Here is a 22,677-nt window from a genome sequence, read left to right as displayed (position 1 = left end):
ATAGATGAATGAGGATGAGTTTTGGGCGAAAAAGAGGAGGAGGGATAGCAAAATGGGATATCATGCTGGCGATTATGATGTCATCGTGGTAGGTGCCGGACATGCAGGCTGTGAAGCTGCACTGGCATCGGCAAGAATGGGCTGTGAGACCCTGCTGCTAACAATTAATTTGGATATGGTGGCATTCATGCCATGCAACCCGTCAATTGGGGGTCCTGCTAAAGGACATGTCGTTCGTGAGATTGATGCGCTCGGGGGCGAGATGGGACGGAATATCGATAAAACTTTCATTCAAATGAGGATGCTGAATACAGGTAAGGGGCCAGCAGTTCATGCGCTTCGTGCTCAGGCAGATAAGTTCATGTATCAGCATGAGATGAAGAAGACCATTGAAGAAACGAAGCATCTGACGCTTCGCCAAGGTATGGCAGAAGAGTTGATCGTAGAAGACGGGAATTGCGTAGGCTTAATAACGAAGACAGGTGCTGAATACCGGGCGAAAGCTGTTGTTGTAACAACGGGAACTTATCTGCGCGGCAAAGTGATTATGGGCGAGTTGATGTATGAGAGCGGTCCTAACAACCAGCAGCCATCGGTGAAGCTGTCCGAATCGCTTCGCGGTTTGGGACTTGAGCTTGTAAGATTTAAGACCGGTACGCCGCCACGTGTTCACAAGGATTCGATTGATTTTGACAAGACGGAAATCCAGCCTGGGGACGAGCAGCCGAAGTTCTTCTCTTATGAGACGGAATACTCGGACAATGAACAGCTGCCATGCTGGCTGACCTATACATCAGAAGATACACACAAGATTATTAATGATAACCTGCATCGCGCGCCGATGTTCTCGGGTCAAATCGAAGGTACAGGGCCACGTTACTGCCCTTCTATAGAAGACAAGATTGTGCGGTTTGCGGATAAGCCCAAACATCAAATTTTCCTCGAGCCTGAAGGCAAGCACACGTCAGAATATTATGTACAGGGTCTGTCGACGAGTATGCCTGAAGATGTTCAGCTCGCTATTCTTCGCTCGATCCCTGGTATGGAACGTGTAGAAATGATGCGTACCGGCTATGCCATTGAATATGATGCGGTTGTACCTACTCAGCTGTGGCCGACACTGGAAACGAAGGTTGTGTCTGGGTTATTCACCGCTGGGCAGATTAATGGCACATCCGGTTATGAGGAGGCGGCTGGCCAAGGAATCATGGCAGGCATCAATGCAGCCCGCAAGGTGCAGGGACTAGAGCCAGTAATCCTGGAACGGTCTCAGGGATACATTGGTGTATTGATAGATGACCTCGTGACGAAGGGGACGAATGAGCCCTACCGCTTGCTGACTTCCCGTGCAGAATACCGCCTGCTGCTTCGTCATGATAATGCTGACCTGAGGCTGACCCCGATTGGTTATGAGATTGGCCTTATCTCGGAGGAGAGACACAGCCGCTTTCTGTTGAAGAAGGAGAGGATTGAACAGGAAATTGAACGAATTAAGACGACCAAGGTTCGGGCAGATGAATCCCTGCAAGCTATGCTAGAAGAAGCGGGCTCGGCACCGATTGCCAACACAGTCGATGCGCTCTCGCTGCTGCGCAGACCGGAGATCAGCTATGCACTGCTTGAGAAGGTTGCTCCTTCACCGCTCGAGTTAAATGATGATATGAAGGAACAAGTGGAGATCCAAGTGAAGTATCAGGGTTATATTGAGAAACAGCTGCTGCAGGTTGAACGTCTAGCCAAGATGGAGAAGAAGAAAATTCCGGATGACATCGATTATTACGATGTACATGGACTTGCTTCTGAGGCCAAGCAGAAGCTGAGCACAATCAGGCCGCTATCAATCGGTCAAGCATCCAGAATATCTGGCGTGACACCTGCAGATCTGTCCATTCTCCTTGTTTATCTGGAGCATTATAACCGGGTAGTTGCGGCACGGGGGTAAGAGGATGGAATGGTTTATCAAGCTTATGGCAGAACAACAAAGGGAGCTTAGCAACACTCAGCTGGAGCAGTTGGAGCGTTACTATCAGATTCTTGTTGAGTGGAACGAGAAGATGAATCTGACCGGGATTACGGAACGAGATGCGGTATATGAGAAGCATTTTTACGACTCGATCTCATTATCCTTCTATGTTGATATGGATCAGGCGACCCGGCTGGCGGATATCGGTTCAGGCGCTGGTTTTCCAAGTGTTCCGTTGAAAATTTGTTACCCCCATCTCCATATCACAATCGTGGACTCACTTAACAAGCGAATTCAGTTCCTTACTCATCTATGTGAAAAACTGGGACTGAAGAATTGCCAGCTTGTTCATGGGAGGGCAGAGGATATTGCGCGTCAAGCAGAGCACAGAGATCAATATGATTTGGTAACAGCTAGGGCGGTTGCGAGGCTGAACGTTCTGAACGAGTTTTGTCTTCCTTTTGCAAGACCACGTGCTTTGTTTGCAGCCATGAAGGGCAGTGATCCTAAAGATGAAGTGCACGAAGCGGGGAAGAGTTTGAAGGAGCTTGGCGGCAAGCTGGAAAATGTCCATCATTTCAAGCTTCCTAACGAAGAATCAGACCGTCATATTATCTTGATTCGCAAGCAAGGTTCCACGCCGAAGAAGTACCCGCGCAAGGCAGGTACGCCGCTCAAACAGCCGATTGTATAAAGATAACATTCCGGGAGTGAAATTGTTCCACGTGAAACATTTTCATTCCCGGTTTTGATGTTATCAAGCAGGAAAAAGGATTTTGGCTGGCGAATATAACTAAAGTGCAATAAAGAACCGGAGAAAATTTGATAATATCGTCGTAAGGCGTATAATGAAGCGAGTGCACTCTAATTGATCCAATTATGTTAAGTTAGAGACATCCGCATCATTGTATGGTTCAACGTTACGGCATATTGAATTAGGTGGGTTATGACGGTATGAAAGAACAATTTTCGCGGCTTTTCGGCTTTTCCGAACGCTCCAACCAGGATGAAGTCAAACAAATCCCCGTGGAGGATATCGATACAAGCCCCTATCAGCCCAGAACGATATTCGATGATGATCGGATCGAAGAGCTTTGCCAAACGATAAAAACACATGGCGTCATTCAACCAATTGTCGTACGAATTCGGAATAATCGGTACGAGATCATTGCGGGTGAGCGCCGTTGGCGTGCGGTAAAGAAACTTGGCCTTGAAACAATACCGGCTATCATAAGAGAATTTAATGATTCTCAAGCTGCTTCCATTGCTCTTATTGAGAACCTGCAAAGAGAAGGGCTGACCGCTGTAGAAGAAGCCATTGCCTATCAGAAACTCATTGATCTTCATGATCTGACGCAGGAAAGTCTGGCACAGCGGCTTGGAAAGAGTCAATCCACGATAGCCAATAAGCTTCGATTGTTGAATCTTAGTGAACCTGTTAAACTTGCATTGATGGAACGGAAAATAACCGAACGTCATGCACGGGCATTGCTGACTCTTGAAACGGAAGAGCTTCAAATAAAGGTTCTTGAAGATGTTATTACCAAGGAACTGAATGTTAAACAAACAGAGGCGAGAGCAGCCTTTTACAAGGAAGCGGCCAAAGCCAAGAAGTCGAAAAGGATCTCATTTACGAAGGATGTACGCCTGGCTCTTAATACGATTCGCCAATCCATAGATATGGTGTCCGGCTCCGGCTTGAAGATCAAGACGGATGAAAAGGACTGCGAAGAGCATTATGAGATCGTTATTCGGATCCCTAAGCGGTAGCTGAGCCGTACAACATGACCCAAGCAGCTTCGTTCGCGAAAGCGGCAACCCTTGCCGCTTTTTCTCTATTTACAGCCTACTAGCTAGATATTGAGGTGAACCGGATTGTCCAAAATAATTGCCATAACGAATCAGAAGGGCGGGGTAGGGAAAACAACCACCTCTGTCAACTTAGGCGCCTCCTTAGCTTCACTTGGCAAGAAAGTTCTTCTGGTAGATATTGACCCGCAAGGGAATACAACGAGTGGTATCGGGATAAATAAAGCAGATGTGAGCAACTGCATCTACGATATTCTTATTAATGATGTTCATCCAGAAGAAGCGATGTGTGAAACGAAAATCCCGGGACTTACGCTTATACCGGCTACGATTCAGCTGGCCGGTGCGGAGATCGAGCTTGTCCCTACGATATCGCGTGAAGTAAGACTGAAGAAATCTCTGCAGCTGGTTAAGAATCAGTTCGACTACGTATTGATTGATTGCCCGCCATCTCTTGGCATCTTAACGATTAATTCGTTAACAGCGGCGGATTCCGTAATTATTCCCATACAATGTGAGTACTATGCTCTAGAGGGTTTAAGTCAGCTGCTCAACACAGTCCGCCTTGTTCAGAAGCACCTTAACACCTCGCTGCAAATTGAAGGTGTATTGCTTACGATGTTTGATGCCAGGACAAACCTTGGCATTCAAGTTATAGAAGAAGTGAAGAAATACTTCCAACAGAAGGTCTACCAGACGATCATTCCAAGAAATGTGCGGCTGAGCGAAGCCCCGTCTCATGGTCAATCCATTATTACCTATGATCCTCGTTCGAAAGGCGCGGAGGTTTATCTTGAATTGGCGAAGGAAGTGATAACGTATGAGCAAGCGGCTAGGTAGAGGGCTTGACGCGCTGATTCCATCGCTTTCGGTACAGGAAGATGATAAAGTGGTTGAGGTATCACTGACGCAGTTAAGGCCGAATCCCTATCAGCCACGTAAAACATTCGATGAGGATGCTATCAAGGAACTCGCTGAATCGATTAAACAGCACGGAATAATTCAGCCTATTATTGTCCGCAGTGTTGTTAAGGGATATGAGATAATCGCTGGTGAACGACGCTTTCGGGCGTCTCAGCTGTGCGGTAATACGACCATCCCTGCTGTAGTACGAAACTTCACTGATCAGCAAGTCATGGAAATTGCTTTGATCGAGAATCTGCAGCGGGAAGACCTGAATGCCATAGAGCTGGCGATCGCTTACCAGTCGATTATGGAGAAGTTCAGTCTGACCCAAGAAGAACTGTCCATGAAGGTTGGGAAGTCGAGATCCCATATTGCAAACTTCCTGCGGTTGCTTACTCTCCCAGCAGAAATTAAGGAAAATGTTTCACGTGGAACATTATCTATGGGTCATGCACGCGCACTGGCAGGTCTAAAGGATGAAGTGAAAAAACAGGAATTAGCCAGGCTTTCAATAGAGCAGGAGTGGAGCGTAAGAGAGCTGGAGGAAGCAATTCAGAATCTTGACCGCAAGCCTGCAGCAGAACAGGAATCGCTACCAGCCCAGCGCAATAAGAAGCGGGACCCTTATATTGAACAAGTAGAAGAATCGCTTCGCGAACGTTTCAAAACAACCGTCAAAATTAAGCAGCAGAAGGATAAAGGGCGTATTGAACTGCTGTATTACAATAAACAGGATCTAGAGCGACTGTTAGAGCTTCTTGAAAAAATGGCCTAGTATTCATGGTAAACAGTTATAGCATACCTGAGTTGTAATCTTTCGGAGGAAAGATTAAACTAAGGTGTGCTATTGTTTTATATGGGAAAAAGGTGGATGAGTGGAGGGAGTAAAAGGTGGATACAAATAATAAAATTCATTACTTGGATCATGCGGCTACTTCATGGCCCAAGCCTCAGCAGGTTGTTGATGCTGTCCAGGAGGCACTGTTGGAGTACGCAGCTAATCCGGGGCGGGGCAGCCATAGAATGGCCGTTCGGGCCAGTCGTGCGGTGTTTGGCGCCCGGAAGAGTTTGGCTCAGCTATTCCGCATTAAGAATCCGAATGACATCGCTTTTACTCCAAGTACGACAGAAGCACTTAACCTTGCTATTAAAGGATTCTTGAAGCCTGGCGATCATGTGGTGGCGACCGCGGTTGAGCACAACTCTGTCCGCAGACCCTTGGAATACCTCAAACGCACAATTGGAATTCAAGTAACTTATGTAGATACAGATCCGGCAGGAACTCTTCAGCTGAGACAGATAGAAGAGGCATTAACAGCTGCTACAAAGCTTGTAATCGTTAACCACAGCTCCAATCTGCTTGGTTCCATACTTCCAGTTCAAGATATAGGACAGCTCACACGTTCAAAAGGTATAGCACTTCTGGTAGATGCCGCTCAGAGCGCTGGAATACTCCCTATAGACGTTGAGGCGATGGGCATAGATATGCTGGCCTTTCCGGGTCACAAAGGTCTCCTGGGCCCCCAAGGGACGGGAGGGCTGTACATTCATCCGGATATCGACTTGGTTCCGCTCCTGCATGGAGGGACTGGAAGTCAATCCGAAGCCATTGATCAGCCGGATGTAAGACCGGACCGTTATGAATCAGGCACACTAAACTTGTCTGGTATTGCGGGCTTGCGGGCAGGGGTTGAAGTGGTAGCGAATGAGACTGTCGAAAAGATCCATAATAAAGAATGGTCTTTAACACAGCGTCTGATGGAGGGGCTTCTTGGAATAGATGGTGTAACGGTCTTGGGTCCTGCGATTGGCGAGCCCAGAACAGGCATTGTATCCTTCCTGGTGGGTTCTGCCGATCCTTCAGAGACCGCTTTTATTTTGGATCAGCACTACGGTATAGCAGTACGTTCCGGTTTTCACTGTACGCCGCTTGCACACGGCTGTGCGGGTACGACAGAGACAGGTGCGGTACGCGCAAGTGTCGGTTTTTACACGGAAGAATCAGACGTAGATGCATTAATTGCTGCAGTGGAAGAAATAAAACAGCACTATTCATAAAGAAAGTTTAGCGCAGTTAGTTGCCTGCAAGCAGGCAGGCAGGTAATGGGATGGTATGGAGGAGAAATTAGAATGGAGCCAATATTTGAACCATATATCGTCGAATGGCTGTTCCTGGGCTTGTCAGCAATTGTTCTAATGCTTGTGATCTGGAATATTGCAATGGGCAGAAGGCTGAAACGATTAAGACGTGATTATCGGGCGATGATGGCGGAGACCGGAGTGGATAATTTGGAACAGCTTCTGACCGACCTGCAGACGAGGGTGACGCATAGTGAATACCAATTAAGGGAGCATGAGAACGAACTGGTGAAGCTGTATAACGGGCTGCGGTTGAAGAAGGGGAATGTCGGTATTTATCGTTATAATGCATTCTCAACACAAGGCAGTGATATGAGCTTCTCGATTGCGATAGTTAACGATGACCAGGATGGTATTGTGATGAGCGGTCTTCATACACGCGAGGAAACATACGTATATGCTAAACCGCTCGTGGGCGGTGAATCTACTTATCCATTGACACCAGAGGAGAAGCAGGCGATCATTCAGGCTGTGCAGCCGAAATAGCAGCCGGCCGGTTAGCAAGAAGGACCGCATGATGCAGGCTTCGGGCTATGATTTCGGCCATGCGAATGACTAAGTGAAGACGGGTATTCTGTAGGACAAAATACTCCATGAAGCCGCCGACATTCACGATTCCGGTAATATGGATGTCCCCAACGGGAGGGAGCTCCTTGTTCACACCGGCACCCGGACGGACAGGACCCTTCCCAACTTGAATACATCCCACACTGGCAACTTGTCCAAGACAGGCATCTATACCAATGACGAATGGATGGCGTATATTCCGTTCAATATGCTGGAGTGTTTCCTCCAGATTAACGGCATGGACAGGCTGCTCCAGCGTACCGAACAGATCATAGTGGGGACTGCGATGCTTGCTTAACTGGGAGCCTATTAATGGGCCTAGTGAATCTCCGGTTGAACGATCAGTTCCGACGCACACAATAACAAGTCGTTGCTCCGGGTACAGGTTGCGCAAATAACCGGTAAGCCTGTCTGTCAGGAGTACGCCAACATTTGATTCCGTGTGCGCTATCTTGAAAGGCGTCTCTTTTCTACTCGTCATTTTCATAGAATCCCCTCCGCCATCCTCATGTGTTACTAGTATATGGACAGGGTGGTCATTTTATACTTGGGGCTGTAAAAATAAAGATTCATTCGCGGAGGACAGAATATGCTGATTGCATTTGATTCTACTCAACAAGCTTTGCGGGCAGAGATGCTCCTGGAATACGCGGAGATAGAAATAGATATACGGCCTACACCAAAGGAGATAACTGCAGGCTGCGCGCTGTCAATTGATTTTCCGGATGTGGACTTGCAGCAGGTGGCAGCCGTTATAATAGAAGAGAAGGTAGAGATACGGGGAATATTCGAGCAGGTGGGAAACCAGTATGTGCAAGTGTCGTTTAAATAGCTAAGCTAACTGTGTAAATAAAGAGGTTAAGCTTTAGGATGATGGGTTCGTAGGGAGGAGAAATTGATGAACGAAGAAACAACGATTAATGAGGAAACGATATCTGGGCTTTGGGCGGCAATTCAGGATTGGTTCATGAATGAGGCGATGTGGATTGCGGTCGCAATTGGTGCCATTAGAATTCTGCTGATTCTGGTAATCGGGAGAGTCATCATCTGGGGAGCTAACAAGCTGCTGAACCATATGATCTTGAGCCGGAACACTACCCGGCTGCACATTGAAACAAGACGTGTGCAAACCGTCGGCAGGCTGCTTAAGAATGTAGTAAACTATGTTGTCTATTTCATCACATTACTGCTCATTCTAAGCGAATTCAATATAAATCTCGGACCGATTATAGCAGGGGCCGGTGTAGTCGGGCTTGCGATTGGCTTCGGCGCCCAAAGCTTGGTGAAGGATGTCATTACCGGATTCTTCATTATCCTTGAAGACCAGTTCTCGGTAGGCGATTTTATTCAGACGGGTAATTTCAAAGGTACAGTGGATGTGATCGGGTTGCGTGCCACAAGGCTGACAAGCTGGACTGGAGAGGTGTATATTATACCTAACGGCTCAATTGTGGAGGTCACGAATTATTCACTGCGCAATTCACTTGCCGTGCTGGATGTTTCGATTGCTTATGAAGAGGATATCGACCATGCGACGGAGATTATTAAGAAAACGATTGAACAGGTGCATCATGAGAATATGACGAAGACGCCTGAGGTTCTGGGTGTACAGGCATTGGGACAATCGGAAGTGACCATAAGGGTTATTGCAGAGTGCATGCCGAATACTCACTTTGTCGTAGCACGTTTGCTCAATGCTGAGATTAAAAAATCACTTGATGCGAATGGCATTGAAATTCCGTATCCGAAGATGGTCACCTACTACAAGGGTGAAAGAGGAGGCGCATAGCGAGATGGAGCGTAAGGAGTTTGCGCTTGGCGATATTGTGCAGATGAAGAAGCAGCATCCCTGCGGAACCAATGAGATGGAGATCATCCGGATGGGGATGGACATTCGCATCAAATGTGTCGGCTGCAAGCACAGCATCCTTGTGCCCAGGCTGAAGTTTGAGAAAAACATGAAGAAGGTGCTGCGAAGCGCTGGATCAGAGCAGCAAGGACAGGCTGCAGAGTAAGGGAGAGGAGGGGGAATGATTTGCCTTTAAAAAGTTGTAAACAAGGCTGTTGCATTCCCCAACCATCTATGGTATTATAAATCCTGCTTGTGATGAATGGAGAGGTACCCAAGTGGTCCAAGGGGGCTGACTCGAAATCAGCTAGGCGTCTCACGGCGTGCGTGGGTTCGAATCCCACCTTCTCCGCCATACATACACATAACGGTCCCGATGGGGCCGTTTTTTTGTTGTTTGCTTCGGTTGATTTGGTTTATATTCACCAAAAAAGAGAGCCCTTGCGGGCTCTCCTGACGGTGGTTGATTTGGTTGAGTCATCAGTATCTTCATCAGGCGACAAGAAACTTTCGGGTGCATCTTCCGATGCGCGTGTACTTCGACTTAAGAGTCTTTGGCACATCCCTCCGCTTCTATGCTGAGTGGATCTGTTCCTCTTGCGGTTGTTGCACTAAGGAGTTCAACGTAACCACACCTCTCGTCTCACCGTCGATATTATATTGTCCCGGATGGATCAGCTGTATACATGATGCCGATGAAATAATGCTTTTACTTCATCCGGGTCCAGCGGCGGTCTTCATTCGTAAGCTCGGGGAAGCGCTGGCCTTTCTTGAGCTTTACTTTACGCGGATTGTTGACGCCCGTGTGCACGGCATGCTCGCCGACCTCAATATAGATTCCATCATTAGGAGCCGTATGTCTGTCCGTAAAATGTGTCCATTCACCCATGGGGAAGTTCCTCCTTATGCTGCATAGTTAACGGACGGTTTCGTCCACAGCTTATTGTGCGCGAAGGGAGGACAGTCAATGAACGGGATTATGTGACATGGCTGGTTCTGAGAGGGGGAAGCAGGTGCAGGAAAACAGTACTTGCTTTCGGCACTCTATCTTTGATATAGTAATATGGTATGCGAGTTGATTAAGTCTCTCGCTCCTTGCTCCCGCAGGGGAGCCGCTAGTCCAAAAGGAGGTGAACAGAATGCGCAAATATGAAGTGATGTACATTATTCGTCCGGATGTAGAACAGGAAGCTGTTCAAGCACTAGTCGAAAAATTCAATGGCATCATCTCCAACGGCGGAGAAGTCACAAAGCAAGACGTGATGGGCAAACGCCGCCTTGCGTATGAGATCAATAAGATTCGTGACGGCATTTACGTGCTGGTACATTTCAACGCTCCATCTGAGGTTATCGTTGAACTTGACCGCGTCATGAAGATTACGGATGAAATTATCCGGTTCTTGATCGTCAAAGACGTAGCCTAAGCTGCGCGCAAGGGATGTTAACCGATTGGGAGGTTAATAACCATGTTGAACCGTGTCATTCTGATCGGGCGTCTGACAAGAGATCCCGAGATGCGATATACACCGTCCGGTGTGGCGGTCACGCAATTTACGCTGGCTGTTGACCGGCCGTTTACCAGCAATGGCGGTGAGCGGGAAGCTGATTTTATCCCGGTTGTCACCTGGCGGCAGCTTGCCGAAACATGCGCCAACTATCTCCGCAAAGGTCGTCTGACCGCGGTTGAAGGCCGGATTCAGGTTCGGAACTATGAGAATAACGAAGGTAAGCGGGTTTACGTGACGGAAGTCATTGCCGATAACGTTCGTTTTCTGGAGTCATCGAACCGTGAGGGCGGCGGAAGTAACAACCGTGAAGAAGGCGGCGGCTACGGTGGTGGCGGCAGCAATTACGGCGGCGGAAGCGGAGGCGGCGGTTCGTACGGCGGCGGTAATGCCGGCGGACGCGGGAATGCTTCGCGGAACGACAACGATCCGTTCTCTGATGACGGACGACCAATCGACATTTCGGAAGATGATTTGCCATTTTAAGAAGCGGCCGCAGGCTGCTGCTTAATGAATTTTTTAGACAAGGAGGAATATGAACATGGCCTTTAAACCAAGAGAAGGCGGAGACGGAGAGCGTCCAGAGCGCAAGTTCAGCCGTAAAGGCGGCCGTAACAAGCGTCGTAAAGTATGCTTCTTCACCGTTAACAAAATCACGCACATTGACTATAAAGACACTGACCTGCTCAAAAAGTTCATCAGCGAGCGCGGCAAGATCCTGCCTCGCCGTGTAACGGGCACCAGCGCTAAATATCAACGTGCTCTGACAACTGCCATCAAACGTTCGCGTCAGGTAGCTCTGCTTCCTTACACAACGGAGTAGTATATAGAGTAAAGAAGCTGTTTTGAAAGCAGATTACGATCTGCTGGAGAAGCAGCTTTTTTGTGCTTTCTGTTATAAGTTAAGCTATAAGGCTATAATCAAATTTTACACTGAGCACTTGCAAAATATTTATCTTAGTAGTAAGATGCTTATTTATAAGGGAAACGGTTATTACTGGTTTATTTTAAAGGAATTATTCTATGTAGATGTCCGGCAGAAGGTTCGATAGTGAAACCTATCCGGACTAGGAAAGGGGATAACGCATGAGCCATCAAGATAAGCTGCTGGATTGCTGGCAGATGATTCGTATGAGCTATAAGATCTGGGGAACGGAATGGTACAAGCAGAATCCATCTGGTCTTTCCATAACGCAGGTGCAGCTGCTTGAACTGCTTGATAAGGAAGGCAGGCAGAAGGCTTCTCAGCTTGCCGGTGCTTTGTTCATTACGACAGGAGGCTTCACAGGTATAGCTGACAGGCTGGTCAAGGCCGGACTGGTTGAGCGTGTGAAGGATGAACAGGATCGGAGGACCGTGTATCTGGAGCTGACAGAGGAAGGGCGGCAAGAGCTGGTACGTGTCGTGGAGCAGCGGAAGGAGCTGCTTAACAAGCTGTTTGGCGTGCTGCCGGAGAAGGATGTCAACGAGCTGCAGCGGATGCTGAATACGTTCTATGAGCACTACAAGAACAACATCGAATTGCAGGGCAGGCAGTAGCATATAGGCAACATAGAAGGAAACAGAGAAAGAAGGATAGTTATGGAGAAGAGAAGCAGGACTTTGTTTGTGGAGGAGTGGAAGTCGATCTTCCGGAAGCGGATGACACTAGTTTCCATTATAGCGGTCTGTACGATTCCGCTGCTGTACAGCGGTACCTTCCTATGGGCATTCTGGAATCCTTACGATCAAGTGAATGAGCTGCCGGTAGCGGTCGTGAATAGGGATACGGGCGCTGAGATGGATGGCAAGATGCTAACGATCGGCGAAGACTTCCAGGAGGAGCTTAAGAATTCCGATGCCTTCCAGTGGGATTTCGTTACGAAGGAGCAGGCCGAACAGGGGCTGCGGAATAAGCAGTACTACATGGCGATTGAGATCCCGGAGGATTTTTCACTAAGGGCCTCCAAAGTGATGGAAGCTCATCCGGACCCGGCCGTGCTCACGTACATTCCGAATGAAGGCCTAAATTATATGACTTCACGAATTGGTTCATCAGCCGTGGATAAAATAAAGGCGGAGCTGTCACAGGAGCTTACGGAAGCTTACGTGACCTCCTTATTTGAGAACATTCAGACGGTATCGGACGGGCTTGGCGAAGCAGCTGAAGGTGCAGGCAAGTTGGCCGACGGCAGCGGGAAGCTGCACGAAGGAATCGAACAGATTCAAAGTAAGCTCGGCGAGATGTTTAACGGCACAGGCACGTTAGGCAATGGCATTCTCAAGCTGATTCAAGGCACGGAAAAGCTGGGAAGTGGAACCAAGAAGCTGTCTGAAGGCAGCGGGAAGCTCAGCGAGGGGATCGTGAAGCTGGAGGACGGCCATCAGGAACTGACGGACGGCGTGCGCAGCCTGCAGGGCGGAACGGCTGCATTGAAGGATGGGCTTGCACAGTCCAAGGCAGGCGCTGAGCAGCTGAAGACAGGTGCGGAAGGACTTCAGGCGCTGCTGGCGGCTATTGCAGGAGCCAATCCTGAGCTTGCCGCTTCACAGCAGTATGCTCAGGCGATACAGATTTCTGAGCAGTTGAGCGGAGGAGCAGCAGGACTGGCAGAGGGACAGCAGCAGCTTGCAGCGGGCGCGGAACAGCTGGCAGCCGGTGGGGCAGAGGTGCTGGCGGGCATGGAGACATTGGGCGGCAAGCTTGATGAAGCAGGCAAGGCTGCAGCTAAGCTTGAAGCAGGAGCCCAGTCGGTTGAGCAGGGCGCGAAGGAATTGAAGACGGGTCTAGGCGAGCTGAAGACTGGTATTGGCAAGGTAACAAGCGGCGCGAAGCAGCTGCATGAAGGCACAGTGGAGCTGGCAAGCGGCTCCCGCTCGGTTACAGACGGATCGAGTGAGCTCTTTCACAAGCTAACAGATGCAGCAGCGGAGACCTCATCGATACATCCAGATGAGGCGACGTACCGAATGTTCGCATCACCAGTCATTATTGACGAAGAGAAGGAAGGGGCCGTTCCCAACTATGGAACCGGCATGGCGCCGTACTTTATCTCGATGAGCTTGTTTGTCGGCGCTATGATGCTGACAATCGTATTTGATGTACGCAAGCCGGCTGTCCGGCCAAGGAGGGCCATTAACTGGTTTGGCAGCAAGCTGGTCACCATGCTTCTCGTAGGGCTGCTGCAGGCGCTGCTGCAGGCGCTGCTGCTGGATGGCGTTATGCTTGGCGTACTGCAGCTGGAAGTGAAGAGCGTTCCATATTTCATTGGATTTAGTATTCTGCTCAGCTGGACGTACATGGCAATTGTACAGATGCTGGTCACGCTGTTCGGCGATGCCGGACGCTTCCTGGCGATTCTGCTGCTGATTGTTCAGCTCACGACATCGGGCGGTACTTTCCCGGTTGAGATGATCCCGACCGGTCTGCAGCAGCTGCATACCTGGACGCCGATGGCTTATGCAGTGGATGGCTTCCGGACCATTATTTCGACCGGACAGTTTGATTTTCTGCAGGAAGATGCGGGTGTATTGGCAGGCGTATTCACAGCCAGTGCGTTCATCACACTCTCCTACTATGTATTCCGTATGCGCCGCAGGGGCGGCGGGCAGGAGATACGGAACGTGGAAGTTGCTTCCTGACCTGTTCAGGGTGATTCCTAAGTGCCGATAACGGGTATGATAGGGGCAAACGGTACAGGGCGGTGGCCTGATAGGACATCGTCCCGATTATGCCGTAATCATGCCGGTACATGGCTGCGAAGGAGCGTGCAGATGATGGCCAAGTCTGATCGGAATCACGACCGCAATACGGAGAAGTCAGAGAATTTCTACGGTATCTTTACCCCAGCTGAACGGGAAGACAATGCTGCTACGGATCCAATTGATGATGCAGTGGCGGGTATCATGGATAATGTCGAGGAGACTGTGACAGGGCATGATACCGACAGGAGAAAACAACCGAAAAAATAGCATCCGGTCCGGCCTGCATGGGAAATGCAGGCTTTTCTTTTTGTCAGAAGCCGTGTTCTGATCAATAACGCCTAATCAATAACGCTGCGCATGCCTCTCGGCCAGGTCACCAATTAGGGGGAGCTTAAACCACTGACCCTGCAGGGCCAGCAGCATACAAGCCAGCCAGAGGATAAGGGCCGCTGGAGCCAGCAGAAGTCCAATCAGCCACCCGATAATTGGAATGCCGCCCAGTAGCAGCTGCGTCACAATAATAGCTGTTGATGCAAAAATAGATTGCAGTGCGTGAAATTTTACAAACCTGCTGTCCTTTTCAATCGTCAATAATAGGAGACCTGTTATAAAACCGAGCACATAACAGAGCATGGCGGCAATCCGGGGCTCAAAGCGGGGGACGCGCCGCTTGGAGGACGGGGAATCATTCATACTGATCATCCTTTCCGGTTGTCAGATGTACTAGACAAGGTTGTCTTAGCAATATGTATGCAAGGCGGCAGTAAACGATTCACCTCCTCCCGGGAGAAACCACGAGCAGGGGTGCAGCTTTACGGATTGCCGGATCGTTTTAAGCGAGTGTTAGCGGTTTAAATAGTGTAGGGCGAAGGGAGAATGGTAACAATGTTACATAGACGCTGGCAGAAATGGACGGCAGGCATATTGGCTGCTGTGCTGGTACTTGGAATTATCGGATATTTTAATCGTACAGCACTTGCACTGTGGGGGTTTGATACATTTCTCTCAGGGAGCGTGAAGAAGAAGCTGGAGAAGTCCTATCAGCCGCTGGAAGGCAGGCCGGAGACAGAACCTGTCAGCTATAAGGAGATGAAACCGTTCTCCCTGCTGCTGTTGGGTGTTGACCAGCGTAAAAACGAGCGCGGCCGCTCCGATACGATGATTGTGACGGTCGTAAGACCTGAAGACGGAGCTGTTCTGATGATCTCCATTCCGCGAGATTCTTATGTGGAAATTCCGGGGAGAAGCCGGCCGGACAAGATCACACACGCTTACGCTTACGGTGAAGCGGGTCTGGCGGTGCAGACGGTAGAAGAGATGTTTGACATGCATGTGGATCATTATGCCACCATTAACTTTGAAGGCTTCCGGAATGTTATCGATGCGATGGGCGGGATCAAGCTGCCGATCAAGAAAGATATCGTGAACAATGATGCGATGCACGAGAAGTTTATTGTAAAAGGCGGTCAGCAGATTTACAATGGTACTGATGCCCTCAACTTTGTTCGCTATCGCGAGGATGCAGGCGGGGATATAAGCCGTACACAGCGTCATCAGATTTTCCTGAATGCTATTCTTAACAAGGCGGCGGAGATGAACCAATGGGCTCAAATCCCTGAGTTGATTGATATTATGGGCGATAATTTCACAATGGACATTGTCCCTGACGAGATGGTGGAGCTTGGGAAGGCGCTCTTGGCGTCCAACAGCAGAACCATCTACAGCCATACCTTGAAAGGCGAAGGCAGACTGCTGCATTCTAATGGCGGCGGATGGTATTTCTTTGTGGAAGAGGAAGACTTGGATAAGGCTAAGGGCTGGGTGGATGCCTGGCTGAACGATTCGACGCCGTTATCGTCATTGCCGCTGCCGGATCAATATCAGGCAAAGAAGCCGGTCGAGGCACTGTCGGCTGCGCAGGCGAACGGGCACTGATTAGTTCCTTACCTCACAGGACAACCACAGACTAAACATGGGGAAATGAAAGTGGGAGGATAGTGTCATGAACATTGCTTTTTTCTTGCTGCCTAAGCAAGAAGTCGTATGCGTAACAGCAGATGCCACGCTGCGGCAGACCCTGGAGCGGATGGAATATCACCGCTATACGGCGGTGCCGATTCTCGATGATCAGGGTGGTTATGCGGGTACAATTACCGAGGGCGACCTGCTCTGGTTTCTGAAGAGTCAGCCTGGTATGAGCTTTGAGCAGACTAATAAATACAGACTTAAGGATGTACCGAGGCGCATCAGCAATAAGGCGGTTCAGATCGATGCGAAAATGGAAGACTTGATCTCATTGGCTAAGGTTCAGAATTTTGTCCCGGTTATCGATGACATGAACCGGTTCATCGGTATTGTCCGGCGCAGTGATATTATAGATTACTGTGCAGGCGCGATGCTGGAGCACAGCCGGGGCGGTAAGGAAGCAGCGGCAGCTGTGCCCAAGCTTGAAACATAGGCTGATCCGGGCGGAGGGATGAGCGGCTTTTGGAGCGTAAGCTGTATGACCAGCTAATCTCCACGCCGCAATGCAAGAATATAGGAGGCAGGGAATGGCACAACAACGTAATGGGGCGGGCACAGGCCGCAGGCCGATGCGCGTCTTGCTGATGATCGCCGCGCTGCTCGCGGCGGTCTTTGCCGTGTTTATGATCTGGTCGCTGTTCGGCAGTAAAGACGATATGGCACCGGGTCTAACACCGGGACAGACGGCGGAGAACGGTACAGCAGGTAACCAAGGGGAGACCGTAAGTGACAATAGCGGTACGGGCGGTTCAGGAGAATCAGCGGAAGAAGGGGATCCGGCTGCCGGGGCAGCAGATCAGAACAACGCAGGGGCTGCACTCGATGCTGACGTCACGCAGGCGGAGCTCGATGCTGTATATGATATCGTGATTCAGAATGGACGGGTAATCAACCCGGAGACGCAGCTGGACCAGGAAGGGCTCAATGTAGGCATTAAGGACGGAACGGTAGGTGTCGTTACATCGAAGCCTCTGAAGGGGAAACGGACGATAGATGCGACCGGCTTGGTCGTAGCACCTGGATTCATTGATAATCTGTCCTATGATCCGAACCCTCTCGGTGTCTGGAACAAGATCGCGGACGGTGTGACGACGAACATTGCGATGCATGGAGGCACATCCTCTCCTGCAAAGTGGTATGCCTACTATGAAAGGGACAAGCCTCCCGTGCACTTTGGCGCATCGTTCTTCTATACGCAGGCACGCAATCAGTTCAAGCTGAGCCGCTACGCAGGCGCGAGTGCCGCCCAGATCGCCAAGCTCAAGGAGCAGGCGGAGGGAGCTCTTAACAATGGTGCGCTCGGTATATCCTTCAGTCTGGAATATGTGCCGGGCATCACTTCGGAGGAAGTGCTTGCGCTCATGGAGCTCGCTAAGGAATATAACGTTCCGACCTATTTCCACGGCCGTTACTCCGATATGGAGGAGCCGGGAACGAACTTCGATACGATGAACGAGCTAATCGGCTATGCAAGAGCAAGCGGTGCGGCTGTGCATATTGATCATATCAATAGTACGGGCGGAACGTTCAGCATGAAGGAATCGCTGGCGATGATTGACGAGGCGCTGAAAGAAGGACTTGATATAACAGCATGTCTGTATCCGTATGATTATTGGGGGACTTATCTGAATTCCGCCAGATTCGATGAAGGCTGGCAGGAGCGGTTCCGCATTACATATGAGGATCTGCAGATTGCCGGGACGAGTGAGCGGCTGACAGCGGAAACCTTCCGCAAGTATCAGAAGGAAGGCAAGCTGGCCGTAGCCTACGCAATACCCGAGCAGGACGTTATTGATGCCTTTCAGGCACCTTATGTCATGATCGGCAGTGATGCGATTCTGGAGCCGGGCCATAACAATCACCCGCGTGCCTCCGGCACGTTCGCCCGCGCGTTGGGGCTATACGCGAGGGAGAAGGGCGTCATTACGCTGTCCGAGGCTATTGCCAAGCTCAGCCTTATGCCGGCTCAGCGGCTGGAGAAGCAGGTGCCGGCTCTGAAGAAGAAGGGCCGGATTGCGAAGGGGATGGATGCTGACATCGTCGTCTTCAACTATGACACAGTCATTGACAAAGCTACGGTGGAGCAGCCGGATCTCTATTCCGAAGGAATGGAGTATGTGCTTGTTAACGGACAGGTGGCACTGGACCAAGGCGAGCTGAATAAGAGCGTACGTGTTGGACAGGCGATCCGCAGTGAATTCGTCCGCTTCAAGGAAACGGCGGGAAGCCTGAAATGGGGTACGGCTTCCTACCCTCTGATAGCTTATAACGATCAGGTATATGTCGATCTGGCAGCTTTCAAGGAGCAGGGTTATTCACTTGTATGGGATAAGATCAGCAAGACGTATACATTGGACACGACAGCAGCCGGTTCAGCTGAAGCATCTGACTCCAAGGCAGGCCAGAAGCCTAAGAGCGGTGAGCTGATCCTTGAGCGCGGGTACGAGGTGAAGGCGGCAGACAAGCAGTCTGAGCTGATCTCGATAGGTGAGCGGGCATTCGTGCCGGTGCAGTTCCTGGAGGACACAGGATTTAAGGTTTCGAAGGAAGGCGATGTATGGACCGCAGTCGGTGCCTGATTACAGCCGGCATGCTGAGAGCAGTAGGATCAAGCGGCTGTCAGCAGCCGGCAGCAGTAGAATGAATATCGGACAAGCTCCCTGACCTCGACAGCTGAGGCAGGGAGTCTTTTTACGCCGGAATAATAGTAGGGGAATAGGATTAAACCATTATGACATTATTCGGGGACAGGACGGGGAAAGGCCGGGTAGCAATGCGCCGGCTCCTGCCTTTATGTTATAATGGAGATTAAAGCTCATGTGCCGAGGAGTGTGGAACGGTTTGAAGACAGGTTATCGACCACTATTGTGGAGTGCTGCGGCGCTTGTGCTGTTGTTCTCGATTGCTGTACCTGGCGTTAATGTATTGACCATAACTTTATTAATGGTGCCGTATGTAGTACTTTACACGATGCTTCCGGCAGCCGCCTTTGCTGTTCATATGCTGGCAATCTGGGTTGCCGGGTACTTGCTGATAGGGCCTGCTGCCTTGATCGTGGGATTGTTCTTCTTGATCCCCGGAATTGTGATGGGACACTTGTATAAGAAGAAGGCTTCAGCACGTACGGCAATAACCGGCGGTACACTTGCCCTGCTGGGGCAATTTTTGCTGGAGCTGCTGATTCTGCAGTTTGCGTTTGATATCGCGCTGCTCAGTGAGATGGGCAATATCATACGGGAAAATTTCGCAACGTTATCGAGAGACGGGCTGCTGCCCGGCTACTGGACGGCCGACATGACAGAGGATTTGATACGGACGGCCATGCAATCCCTGCCCGTAATGCTCATCATTGTCTCGTTCCTGTACGCGGCGGTTACGCATTATCTGGCCCGTCGGGCACTGCGCTCTTCGGGTATCGAGGTGGCTGCCTTCCAACAGGCAAAGGATTGGATGCTGCCGCGCTCATTTGTCTTTTACTATTTGATTGCCATTTTGTTCGACCTGTTCATGACAACCAAGGACAGCACGTATTTCTCAGTGGTAATTATCAATCTGCTGCCGCTCTTGCGGTTTGCATTTACCGTACAGGCTATCGGGTTCTTCTTCTTTCTAGCCGCGCAAAAAAATTGGCCGCGTGTCGTGCCGATTCTGCTAACCGTGCCGGTGCTGCTGTTTCCGCCGCTTAGTCTGATCGGGGTCATTGACGTAGCGTTTCCGCTCAGAAAATCGTTTACGAAACCTTAAGTACAGGGGCGAATGGAAATGCCAAAGTTTCTCATGAAGAGATGGCACGGACTTCATCAGGTATGGTCGCTCGTGCTTATTATTGCGCTTACCTTGGCGCTCTCCACTTACAATTGGCTGCTCGGCCTTGCCGGACTTGTGCTGGCAGGCGTCGTGGCCGTGTATACGCTGCTCGCGGAACGCTCGTTCCGCCGGGATTTAACGAGCTACCTTGGCACCTTGTCATACCGGATCAAGAAGACGGGCAATGAAGTCATCAGCGAGCTGCCCTTCGGTATCGTGCTCTTCAATGAGGATAAGGTCGTTGAATGGCATAATCCGTTCATCTCGCACATGCTGGAGCGGGAATCTGTGATTGGTGTGCCGCTGACCGAGCTGTTCCCGGCTCTGCAGTCGAAGGACAAGGATAAGGAGCAGGAAGGACCGGTAGAGATACGAATCGGTACTTCTGTGTACGAGCTGCTGTTCAAGCAGGAAGAGAGACTCCTGTATGTGGTGAATATTACGGAACGCTGGAATATTGCCAAAAAATACGAGGACGAAAAGCTGGCGCTTGGCGTCGTCATGATGGATAATCTAGAGGAAGTCACACAGGGGATGGACGATCAGCAGCGCTCGGCGCTGATGTCCAAGGTAACAGCCGAAATTACCGATTGGGCCCAGCGGTACCATATGTACCTAAGACGATTAACCTCGGACCGTTATTTGATTATGACAGATTTCAAGACGCTTAAAGAGCTCGAACTGTCCCGGTTCGTAATTCTGGACGAGGTCCGGGAAATGACGCTGGATCTCAAGATTCCGATGACACTCAGCATTGGCATGGCCTGCGGAACCTCGGATCTTATTGAACTCGGTCAATGGCTGCAGGGAAGCCTGGACATTGCGCTCGGCCGCGGCGGCGACCAGGCCGCGGTAAAGGTAGGCCAGCGGCAGACCTTCTACGGCGGCAAGTCGAACGCAGTTGAGAAGCGGACCCGTGTCAGAGCACGGGTTGTAGCGCACGCGCTGCGCGACCTGATGAAGGACAGCGATAACATTATCATCATGGGCCATAAGCTTCCTGATATGGATTCTATCGGGGCGGCAATCGGTGTGCTAAAGGCAGCCCAGCTGTTTAATAAAGAAGCTTATATCGTGCTGGAGGGGCTTAATCCTTCTATCGAGAAGATGATGGAGCTGATCGCCGGGGAAGAGCGGCTGATTAAGCGATTCATTACTCCGGAGCAGGCATTGACCATTATGAGCGGACGTTCACTCGCAGTCGTTGTGGATACGCATAAGGCTTCGATGGTGAAAGAGCCGAAGCTGCTGTCCGCAACTGATCGGGTGGTCGTCATTGACCATCACCGCCGGAGCGAGGAATTCATTGCGAATCCGGTGCTGATCTATATGGAGCCGTATGCTTCCTCCACATGCGAGCTGGTGACGGAGCTGCTGCAGTACATTCATGACCGGGTAGGCCTGGATGTGACGGAAGCGACCTCGCTGCTGGCGGGGATTACGGTAGACACGAAGAATTTCTCATTGCGGACCGGGTCCCGCACCTTTGAAGCGGCATCGTTCCTGCGCAGACATGGCGCGGATACATCGCTCGTGCAGCGGATGCTCAAGGAGGACCTTGAAGAATACATCAAGAAGGCTGATATTATTAAGCATGCGGAGATTCATTACGAGCATGTGGCGATCGCGGTCACAGAGCCAGGTGTCAAGAACTCTCAGCTGCTGATTGCCCAGTCTGCCGACACGCTGCTTAATATGACCGATGTGCTGGCATCGTTCGTTATCAGCGAACGAACGGACGGATTGATTGGCATTAGCGCCCGTTCGCTCGGTGACATGAATGTGCAGGTCGTGATGGAGCGTATGGGCGGAGGCGGCCACTTAACTAACGCAGCAGCTCAGCTGGAAGGCACCGTTACCGAGGTAGCGGAACGCCTGAAGAAAGTACTGGATCATATTGATAAGGAAGAGGGGTTATTCGAATGAGAGTAATTTTCCTGCAGGATGTTAAGGGACAAGGCAAGAAGGGCGAGATTAAGAATGTATCCGAAGGCTACGCACGCAATTTCTTGCTGCCTAAGGGCTTGGTTAAGGAAGCCTCCGAGGGCAATGTGAAGACGCTTGAAGCTCAGAGTGCGTCCGAGCAGAAGCGTAAGGCGAAGGAGAAGGAGGACGCACAGAAGCTGGCCGAGCGTCTGGGTGAGACGACAGTTGTCATCAAGACGAAGGCCGGGGAAGGCGGCCGCCTGTTCGGCGCTATTACCAGTAAGCAGATTGCGGAGGCTTTGGCTGCACAGGGCTTCACGGTGGACAAGCGGAAGATTGAGCTGGGTGAGCCGATCCGTTCGCTGGGCGTGACCCAGGTACCGGTAAAGCTGCATCCGGAAGTGAAGGCAACCCTGAAGGTACAGACGGCTGAGGAATAAGAGCATATTGGACTTATTGACTATATTGAATGACTATCATAACCCGATCGTAATGAC

General features: G+C 50.4%; 25 protein-coding genes and 1 tRNA gene. 23 read left to right on the top strand and 3 right to left on the bottom strand.

Going from position 1 to position 22,677, the window contains the following annotated elements:
- The first annotated feature begins 52 nt into the window (after positions 1 to 52).
- The 7 genes from mnmG (at position 53) to L1N82_RS13015 (ending at position 7,303) form a co-directional block, all read left to right on the top strand.
- Positions 53 to 1,942, top strand: a complete 1,890-nt coding sequence (mnmG, locus tag L1N82_RS13045; RefSeq protein WP_235287808.1) for a tRNA uridine-5-carboxymethylaminomethyl(34) synthesis enzyme MnmG — start codon at positions 53 to 55, stop codon at positions 1,940 to 1,942.
- A gap of 25 nt (positions 1,943 to 1,967) precedes the next feature.
- Positions 1,968 to 2,657, top strand: a complete 690-nt coding sequence (gene rsmG / locus L1N82_RS13040; RefSeq protein ID WP_235287807.1) for a 16S rRNA (guanine(527)-N(7))-methyltransferase RsmG — start codon at positions 1,968 to 1,970, stop codon at positions 2,655 to 2,657.
- Positions 2,658 to 2,917: 260 nt separating this feature from the next.
- A complete protein-coding gene (gene noc, locus L1N82_RS13035; RefSeq protein ID WP_235287806.1) occupies positions 2,918 to 3,733 on the top strand; it encodes a nucleoid occlusion protein in 816 nt (271 codons plus the stop codon).
- 105 nt (positions 3,734 to 3,838) lie between these two features.
- Positions 3,839 to 4,612 carry a ParA family protein gene (locus tag L1N82_RS13030; RefSeq protein ID WP_111146027.1) on the top strand — a complete coding sequence of 258 codons (774 nt, stop codon included), beginning with the start codon at positions 3,839 to 3,841 and terminating at the stop codon, positions 4,610 to 4,612.
- A complete protein-coding gene (locus L1N82_RS13025) occupies positions 4,593 to 5,453 on the top strand; it encodes a ParB/RepB/Spo0J family partition protein (RefSeq protein ID WP_235287805.1) in 861 nt (286 codons plus the stop codon). The genes L1N82_RS13030 and L1N82_RS13025 overlap by 20 nt, the downstream gene beginning before the upstream one ends.
- A gap of 116 nt (positions 5,454 to 5,569) precedes the next feature.
- Complete coding sequence (locus L1N82_RS13020; protein WP_235287804.1) at positions 5,570 to 6,736, top strand: aminotransferase class V-fold PLP-dependent enzyme; 1,167 nt, start codon at positions 5,570 to 5,572, stop codon at positions 6,734 to 6,736.
- Between the two features lie 72 nt (positions 6,737 to 6,808).
- Positions 6,809 to 7,303 carry a DUF4446 family protein gene (locus L1N82_RS13015; protein ID WP_235287803.1) on the top strand — a complete coding sequence of 165 codons (495 nt, stop codon included), beginning with the start codon at positions 6,809 to 6,811 and terminating at the stop codon, positions 7,301 to 7,303.
- Here the strand turns inward: L1N82_RS13015 and yyaC are convergent.
- On the bottom strand, positions 7,278 to 7,871 hold the full coding sequence (yyaC, locus tag L1N82_RS13010; protein ID WP_235287802.1) for a spore protease YyaC: 594 nt from the start codon (positions 7,869 to 7,871) through the stop codon (positions 7,278 to 7,280). The two genes, L1N82_RS13015 and yyaC, sit on opposite strands and share 26 nt — an antisense overlap.
- 102 nt (positions 7,872 to 7,973) lie before the next feature.
- Between yyaC and L1N82_RS13005 the strand changes: the two genes are divergently transcribed.
- The 4 genes from L1N82_RS13005 to L1N82_RS12990 all read left to right on the top strand — a co-directional run bounded on the left by L1N82_RS13005 (position 7,974) and on the right by L1N82_RS12990 (position 9,588).
- Positions 7,974 to 8,216, top strand: a complete 243-nt coding sequence (locus L1N82_RS13005; protein WP_235287801.1) for a DUF3343 domain-containing protein — start codon at positions 7,974 to 7,976, stop codon at positions 8,214 to 8,216.
- A gap of 66 nt (positions 8,217 to 8,282) precedes the next feature.
- Positions 8,283 to 9,173 (top strand): mechanosensitive ion channel family protein, encoded by an 891-nt coding sequence (locus tag L1N82_RS13000; RefSeq protein ID WP_235287800.1) that lies wholly within the window; start codon positions 8,283 to 8,285, stop codon positions 9,171 to 9,173.
- Positions 9,174 to 9,177: 4 nt separating this feature from the next.
- Positions 9,178 to 9,399, top strand: coding sequence for a DUF951 domain-containing protein (locus L1N82_RS12995; protein ID WP_235287799.1), 222 nt, complete (start codon positions 9,178 to 9,180; stop codon positions 9,397 to 9,399).
- A 98-nt stretch (positions 9,400 to 9,497) separates the two neighbouring features.
- Positions 9,498 to 9,588, top strand: a tRNA-Ser gene (locus tag L1N82_RS12990).
- Positions 9,589 to 9,942: 354 nt separating this feature from the next.
- Here L1N82_RS12990 and L1N82_RS12985 read toward each other — a convergent pair.
- A complete protein-coding gene (locus tag L1N82_RS12985) occupies positions 9,943 to 10,122 on the bottom strand; it encodes a YjzC family protein (protein ID WP_111146017.1) in 180 nt (59 codons plus the stop codon).
- 250 nt (positions 10,123 to 10,372) lie between these two features.
- Here L1N82_RS12985 and rpsF point away from each other — a divergent pair, with 250 nt between their 5' ends.
- From rpsF to L1N82_RS12955, 6 genes are all read left to right on the top strand, one after another.
- Complete coding sequence (gene rpsF, locus L1N82_RS12980) at positions 10,373 to 10,657, top strand: 30S ribosomal protein S6 (RefSeq protein WP_235287798.1); 285 nt, start codon at positions 10,373 to 10,375, stop codon at positions 10,655 to 10,657.
- Positions 10,658 to 10,699: 42 nt separating this feature from the next.
- Positions 10,700 to 11,224 carry a single-stranded DNA-binding protein gene (gene ssb / locus L1N82_RS12975; protein ID WP_235287797.1) on the top strand — a complete coding sequence of 175 codons (525 nt, stop codon included), beginning with the start codon at positions 10,700 to 10,702 and terminating at the stop codon, positions 11,222 to 11,224.
- Between the two features lie 55 nt (positions 11,225 to 11,279).
- Positions 11,280 to 11,561, top strand: coding sequence for a 30S ribosomal protein S18 (gene rpsR, locus L1N82_RS12970; RefSeq protein ID WP_111146014.1), 282 nt, complete (start codon positions 11,280 to 11,282; stop codon positions 11,559 to 11,561).
- Between the two features lie 263 nt (positions 11,562 to 11,824).
- Positions 11,825 to 12,277, top strand: coding sequence for a MarR family winged helix-turn-helix transcriptional regulator (locus L1N82_RS12965; protein WP_235287796.1), 453 nt, complete (start codon positions 11,825 to 11,827; stop codon positions 12,275 to 12,277).
- Between the two features lie 42 nt (positions 12,278 to 12,319).
- A complete protein-coding gene (locus tag L1N82_RS12960; RefSeq protein WP_235287795.1) occupies positions 12,320 to 14,359 on the top strand; it encodes a YhgE/Pip family protein in 2,040 nt (679 codons plus the stop codon).
- A gap of 135 nt (positions 14,360 to 14,494) precedes the next feature.
- A complete protein-coding gene (locus tag L1N82_RS12955; protein WP_235287794.1) occupies positions 14,495 to 14,689 on the top strand; it encodes a hypothetical protein in 195 nt (64 codons plus the stop codon).
- Positions 14,690 to 14,764: 75 nt separating this feature from the next.
- Here L1N82_RS12955 and L1N82_RS12950 read toward each other — a convergent pair whose 3' ends face one another.
- Entirely contained in the window at positions 14,765 to 15,115 is a 351-nt protein-coding gene (locus L1N82_RS12950; RefSeq protein ID WP_235287793.1) for a DUF4870 domain-containing protein, read from the bottom strand.
- 192 nt (positions 15,116 to 15,307) lie between these two features.
- Here L1N82_RS12950 and L1N82_RS12945 point away from each other — a divergent pair, with 192 nt between their 5' ends.
- The 6 genes from L1N82_RS12945 (at position 15,308) to rplI (ending at position 22,620) form a co-directional block, all read left to right on the top strand.
- Positions 15,308 to 16,357, top strand: a complete 1,050-nt coding sequence (locus L1N82_RS12945) for an LCP family protein (RefSeq protein ID WP_235287792.1) — start codon at positions 15,308 to 15,310, stop codon at positions 16,355 to 16,357.
- A gap of 67 nt (positions 16,358 to 16,424) precedes the next feature.
- Positions 16,425 to 16,880, top strand: a complete 456-nt coding sequence (locus L1N82_RS12940; protein WP_235287791.1) for a CBS domain-containing protein — start codon at positions 16,425 to 16,427, stop codon at positions 16,878 to 16,880.
- Between the two features lie 94 nt (positions 16,881 to 16,974).
- On the top strand, positions 16,975 to 19,026 hold the full coding sequence (locus L1N82_RS12935) for an amidohydrolase family protein (RefSeq protein WP_235287790.1): 2,052 nt from the start codon (positions 16,975 to 16,977) through the stop codon (positions 19,024 to 19,026).
- 262 nt (positions 19,027 to 19,288) lie between these two features.
- A complete protein-coding gene (locus L1N82_RS12930; protein ID WP_235287789.1) occupies positions 19,289 to 20,191 on the top strand; it encodes a DUF2232 domain-containing protein in 903 nt (300 codons plus the stop codon).
- 18 nt (positions 20,192 to 20,209) lie between these two features.
- Positions 20,210 to 22,180 carry a DHH family phosphoesterase gene (locus tag L1N82_RS12925; RefSeq protein ID WP_235287788.1) on the top strand — a complete coding sequence of 657 codons (1,971 nt, stop codon included), beginning with the start codon at positions 20,210 to 20,212 and terminating at the stop codon, positions 22,178 to 22,180.
- Positions 22,177 to 22,620 (top strand): 50S ribosomal protein L9, encoded by a 444-nt coding sequence (gene rplI, locus L1N82_RS12920; RefSeq protein WP_235287787.1) that lies wholly within the window; start codon positions 22,177 to 22,179, stop codon positions 22,618 to 22,620. Before L1N82_RS12925 ends, rplI begins: the two co-directional genes overlap by 4 nt.
- The last annotated feature ends 57 nt before the right edge of the window (positions 22,621 to 22,677 follow it).

The organism is Paenibacillus tarimensis, from assembly GCF_021532315.1.
Taxonomy (GTDB): Bacteria; Bacillota; Bacilli; order Paenibacillales; family Paenibacillaceae; genus Paenibacillus_I; species Paenibacillus_I tarimensis.
Note: the sequence above shows the minus strand (reverse complement) of the source record. Positions and strands in the feature narration are given on the sequence as shown.

What these genes read in the sequence shown, in the direction of transcription:
- mnmG (WP_235287808.1), top strand. Translation starts at nt 53, where the DNA reads ATGGGATATCATGCTGGCGATTATGATGTCATCGTGGTAGGTGCCGGA.
- rsmG (WP_235287807.1), top strand. Translation starts at nt 1,968, where the DNA reads ATGGCAGAACAACAAAGGGAGCTTAGCAACACTCAGCTGGAGCAGTTG.
- noc (WP_235287806.1), top strand. Translation starts at nt 2,918, where the DNA reads ATGAAAGAACAATTTTCGCGGCTTTTCGGCTTTTCCGAACGCTCCAAC.
- L1N82_RS13025 (WP_235287805.1), top strand. Translation starts at nt 4,593, where the DNA reads ATGAGCAAGCGGCTAGGTAGAGGGCTTGACGCGCTGATTCCATCGCTT.
- L1N82_RS13015 (WP_235287803.1), top strand. Translation starts at nt 6,809, where the DNA reads ATGGAGCCAATATTTGAACCATATATCGTCGAATGGCTGTTCCTGGGC.
- yyaC (WP_235287802.1), bottom strand. Translation starts at nt 7,871, where the DNA reads ATGAAAATGACGAGTAGAAAAGAGACGCCTTTCAAGATAGCGCACACG.
- L1N82_RS13005 (WP_235287801.1), top strand. Translation starts at nt 7,974, where the DNA reads ATGCTGATTGCATTTGATTCTACTCAACAAGCTTTGCGGGCAGAGATG.
- L1N82_RS13000 (WP_235287800.1), top strand. Translation starts at nt 8,283, where the DNA reads ATGAACGAAGAAACAACGATTAATGAGGAAACGATATCTGGGCTTTGG.
- L1N82_RS12995 (WP_235287799.1), top strand. Translation starts at nt 9,178, where the DNA reads ATGGAGCGTAAGGAGTTTGCGCTTGGCGATATTGTGCAGATGAAGAAG.
- L1N82_RS12985 (WP_111146017.1), bottom strand. Translation starts at nt 10,122, where the DNA reads ATGGGTGAATGGACACATTTTACGGACAGACATACGGCTCCTAATGAT.
- rpsF (WP_235287798.1), top strand. Translation starts at nt 10,373, where the DNA reads ATGCGCAAATATGAAGTGATGTACATTATTCGTCCGGATGTAGAACAG.
- ssb (WP_235287797.1), top strand. Translation starts at nt 10,700, where the DNA reads ATGTTGAACCGTGTCATTCTGATCGGGCGTCTGACAAGAGATCCCGAG.
- rpsR (WP_111146014.1), top strand. Translation starts at nt 11,280, where the DNA reads ATGGCCTTTAAACCAAGAGAAGGCGGAGACGGAGAGCGTCCAGAGCGC.
- L1N82_RS12965 (WP_235287796.1), top strand. Translation starts at nt 11,825, where the DNA reads ATGAGCCATCAAGATAAGCTGCTGGATTGCTGGCAGATGATTCGTATG.
- L1N82_RS12960 (WP_235287795.1), top strand. Translation starts at nt 12,320, where the DNA reads ATGGAGAAGAGAAGCAGGACTTTGTTTGTGGAGGAGTGGAAGTCGATC.
- L1N82_RS12955 (WP_235287794.1), top strand. Translation starts at nt 14,495, where the DNA reads ATGGCCAAGTCTGATCGGAATCACGACCGCAATACGGAGAAGTCAGAG.
- L1N82_RS12950 (WP_235287793.1), bottom strand. Translation starts at nt 15,115, where the DNA reads ATGAATGATTCCCCGTCCTCCAAGCGGCGCGTCCCCCGCTTTGAGCCC.
- L1N82_RS12945 (WP_235287792.1), top strand. Translation starts at nt 15,308, where the DNA reads ATGTTACATAGACGCTGGCAGAAATGGACGGCAGGCATATTGGCTGCT.
- L1N82_RS12940 (WP_235287791.1), top strand. Translation starts at nt 16,425, where the DNA reads ATGAACATTGCTTTTTTCTTGCTGCCTAAGCAAGAAGTCGTATGCGTA.
- L1N82_RS12935 (WP_235287790.1), top strand. Translation starts at nt 16,975, where the DNA reads ATGGCACAACAACGTAATGGGGCGGGCACAGGCCGCAGGCCGATGCGC.
- L1N82_RS12925 (WP_235287788.1), top strand. Translation starts at nt 20,210, where the DNA reads ATGCCAAAGTTTCTCATGAAGAGATGGCACGGACTTCATCAGGTATGG.
- rplI (WP_235287787.1), top strand. Translation starts at nt 22,177, where the DNA reads ATGAGAGTAATTTTCCTGCAGGATGTTAAGGGACAAGGCAAGAAGGGC.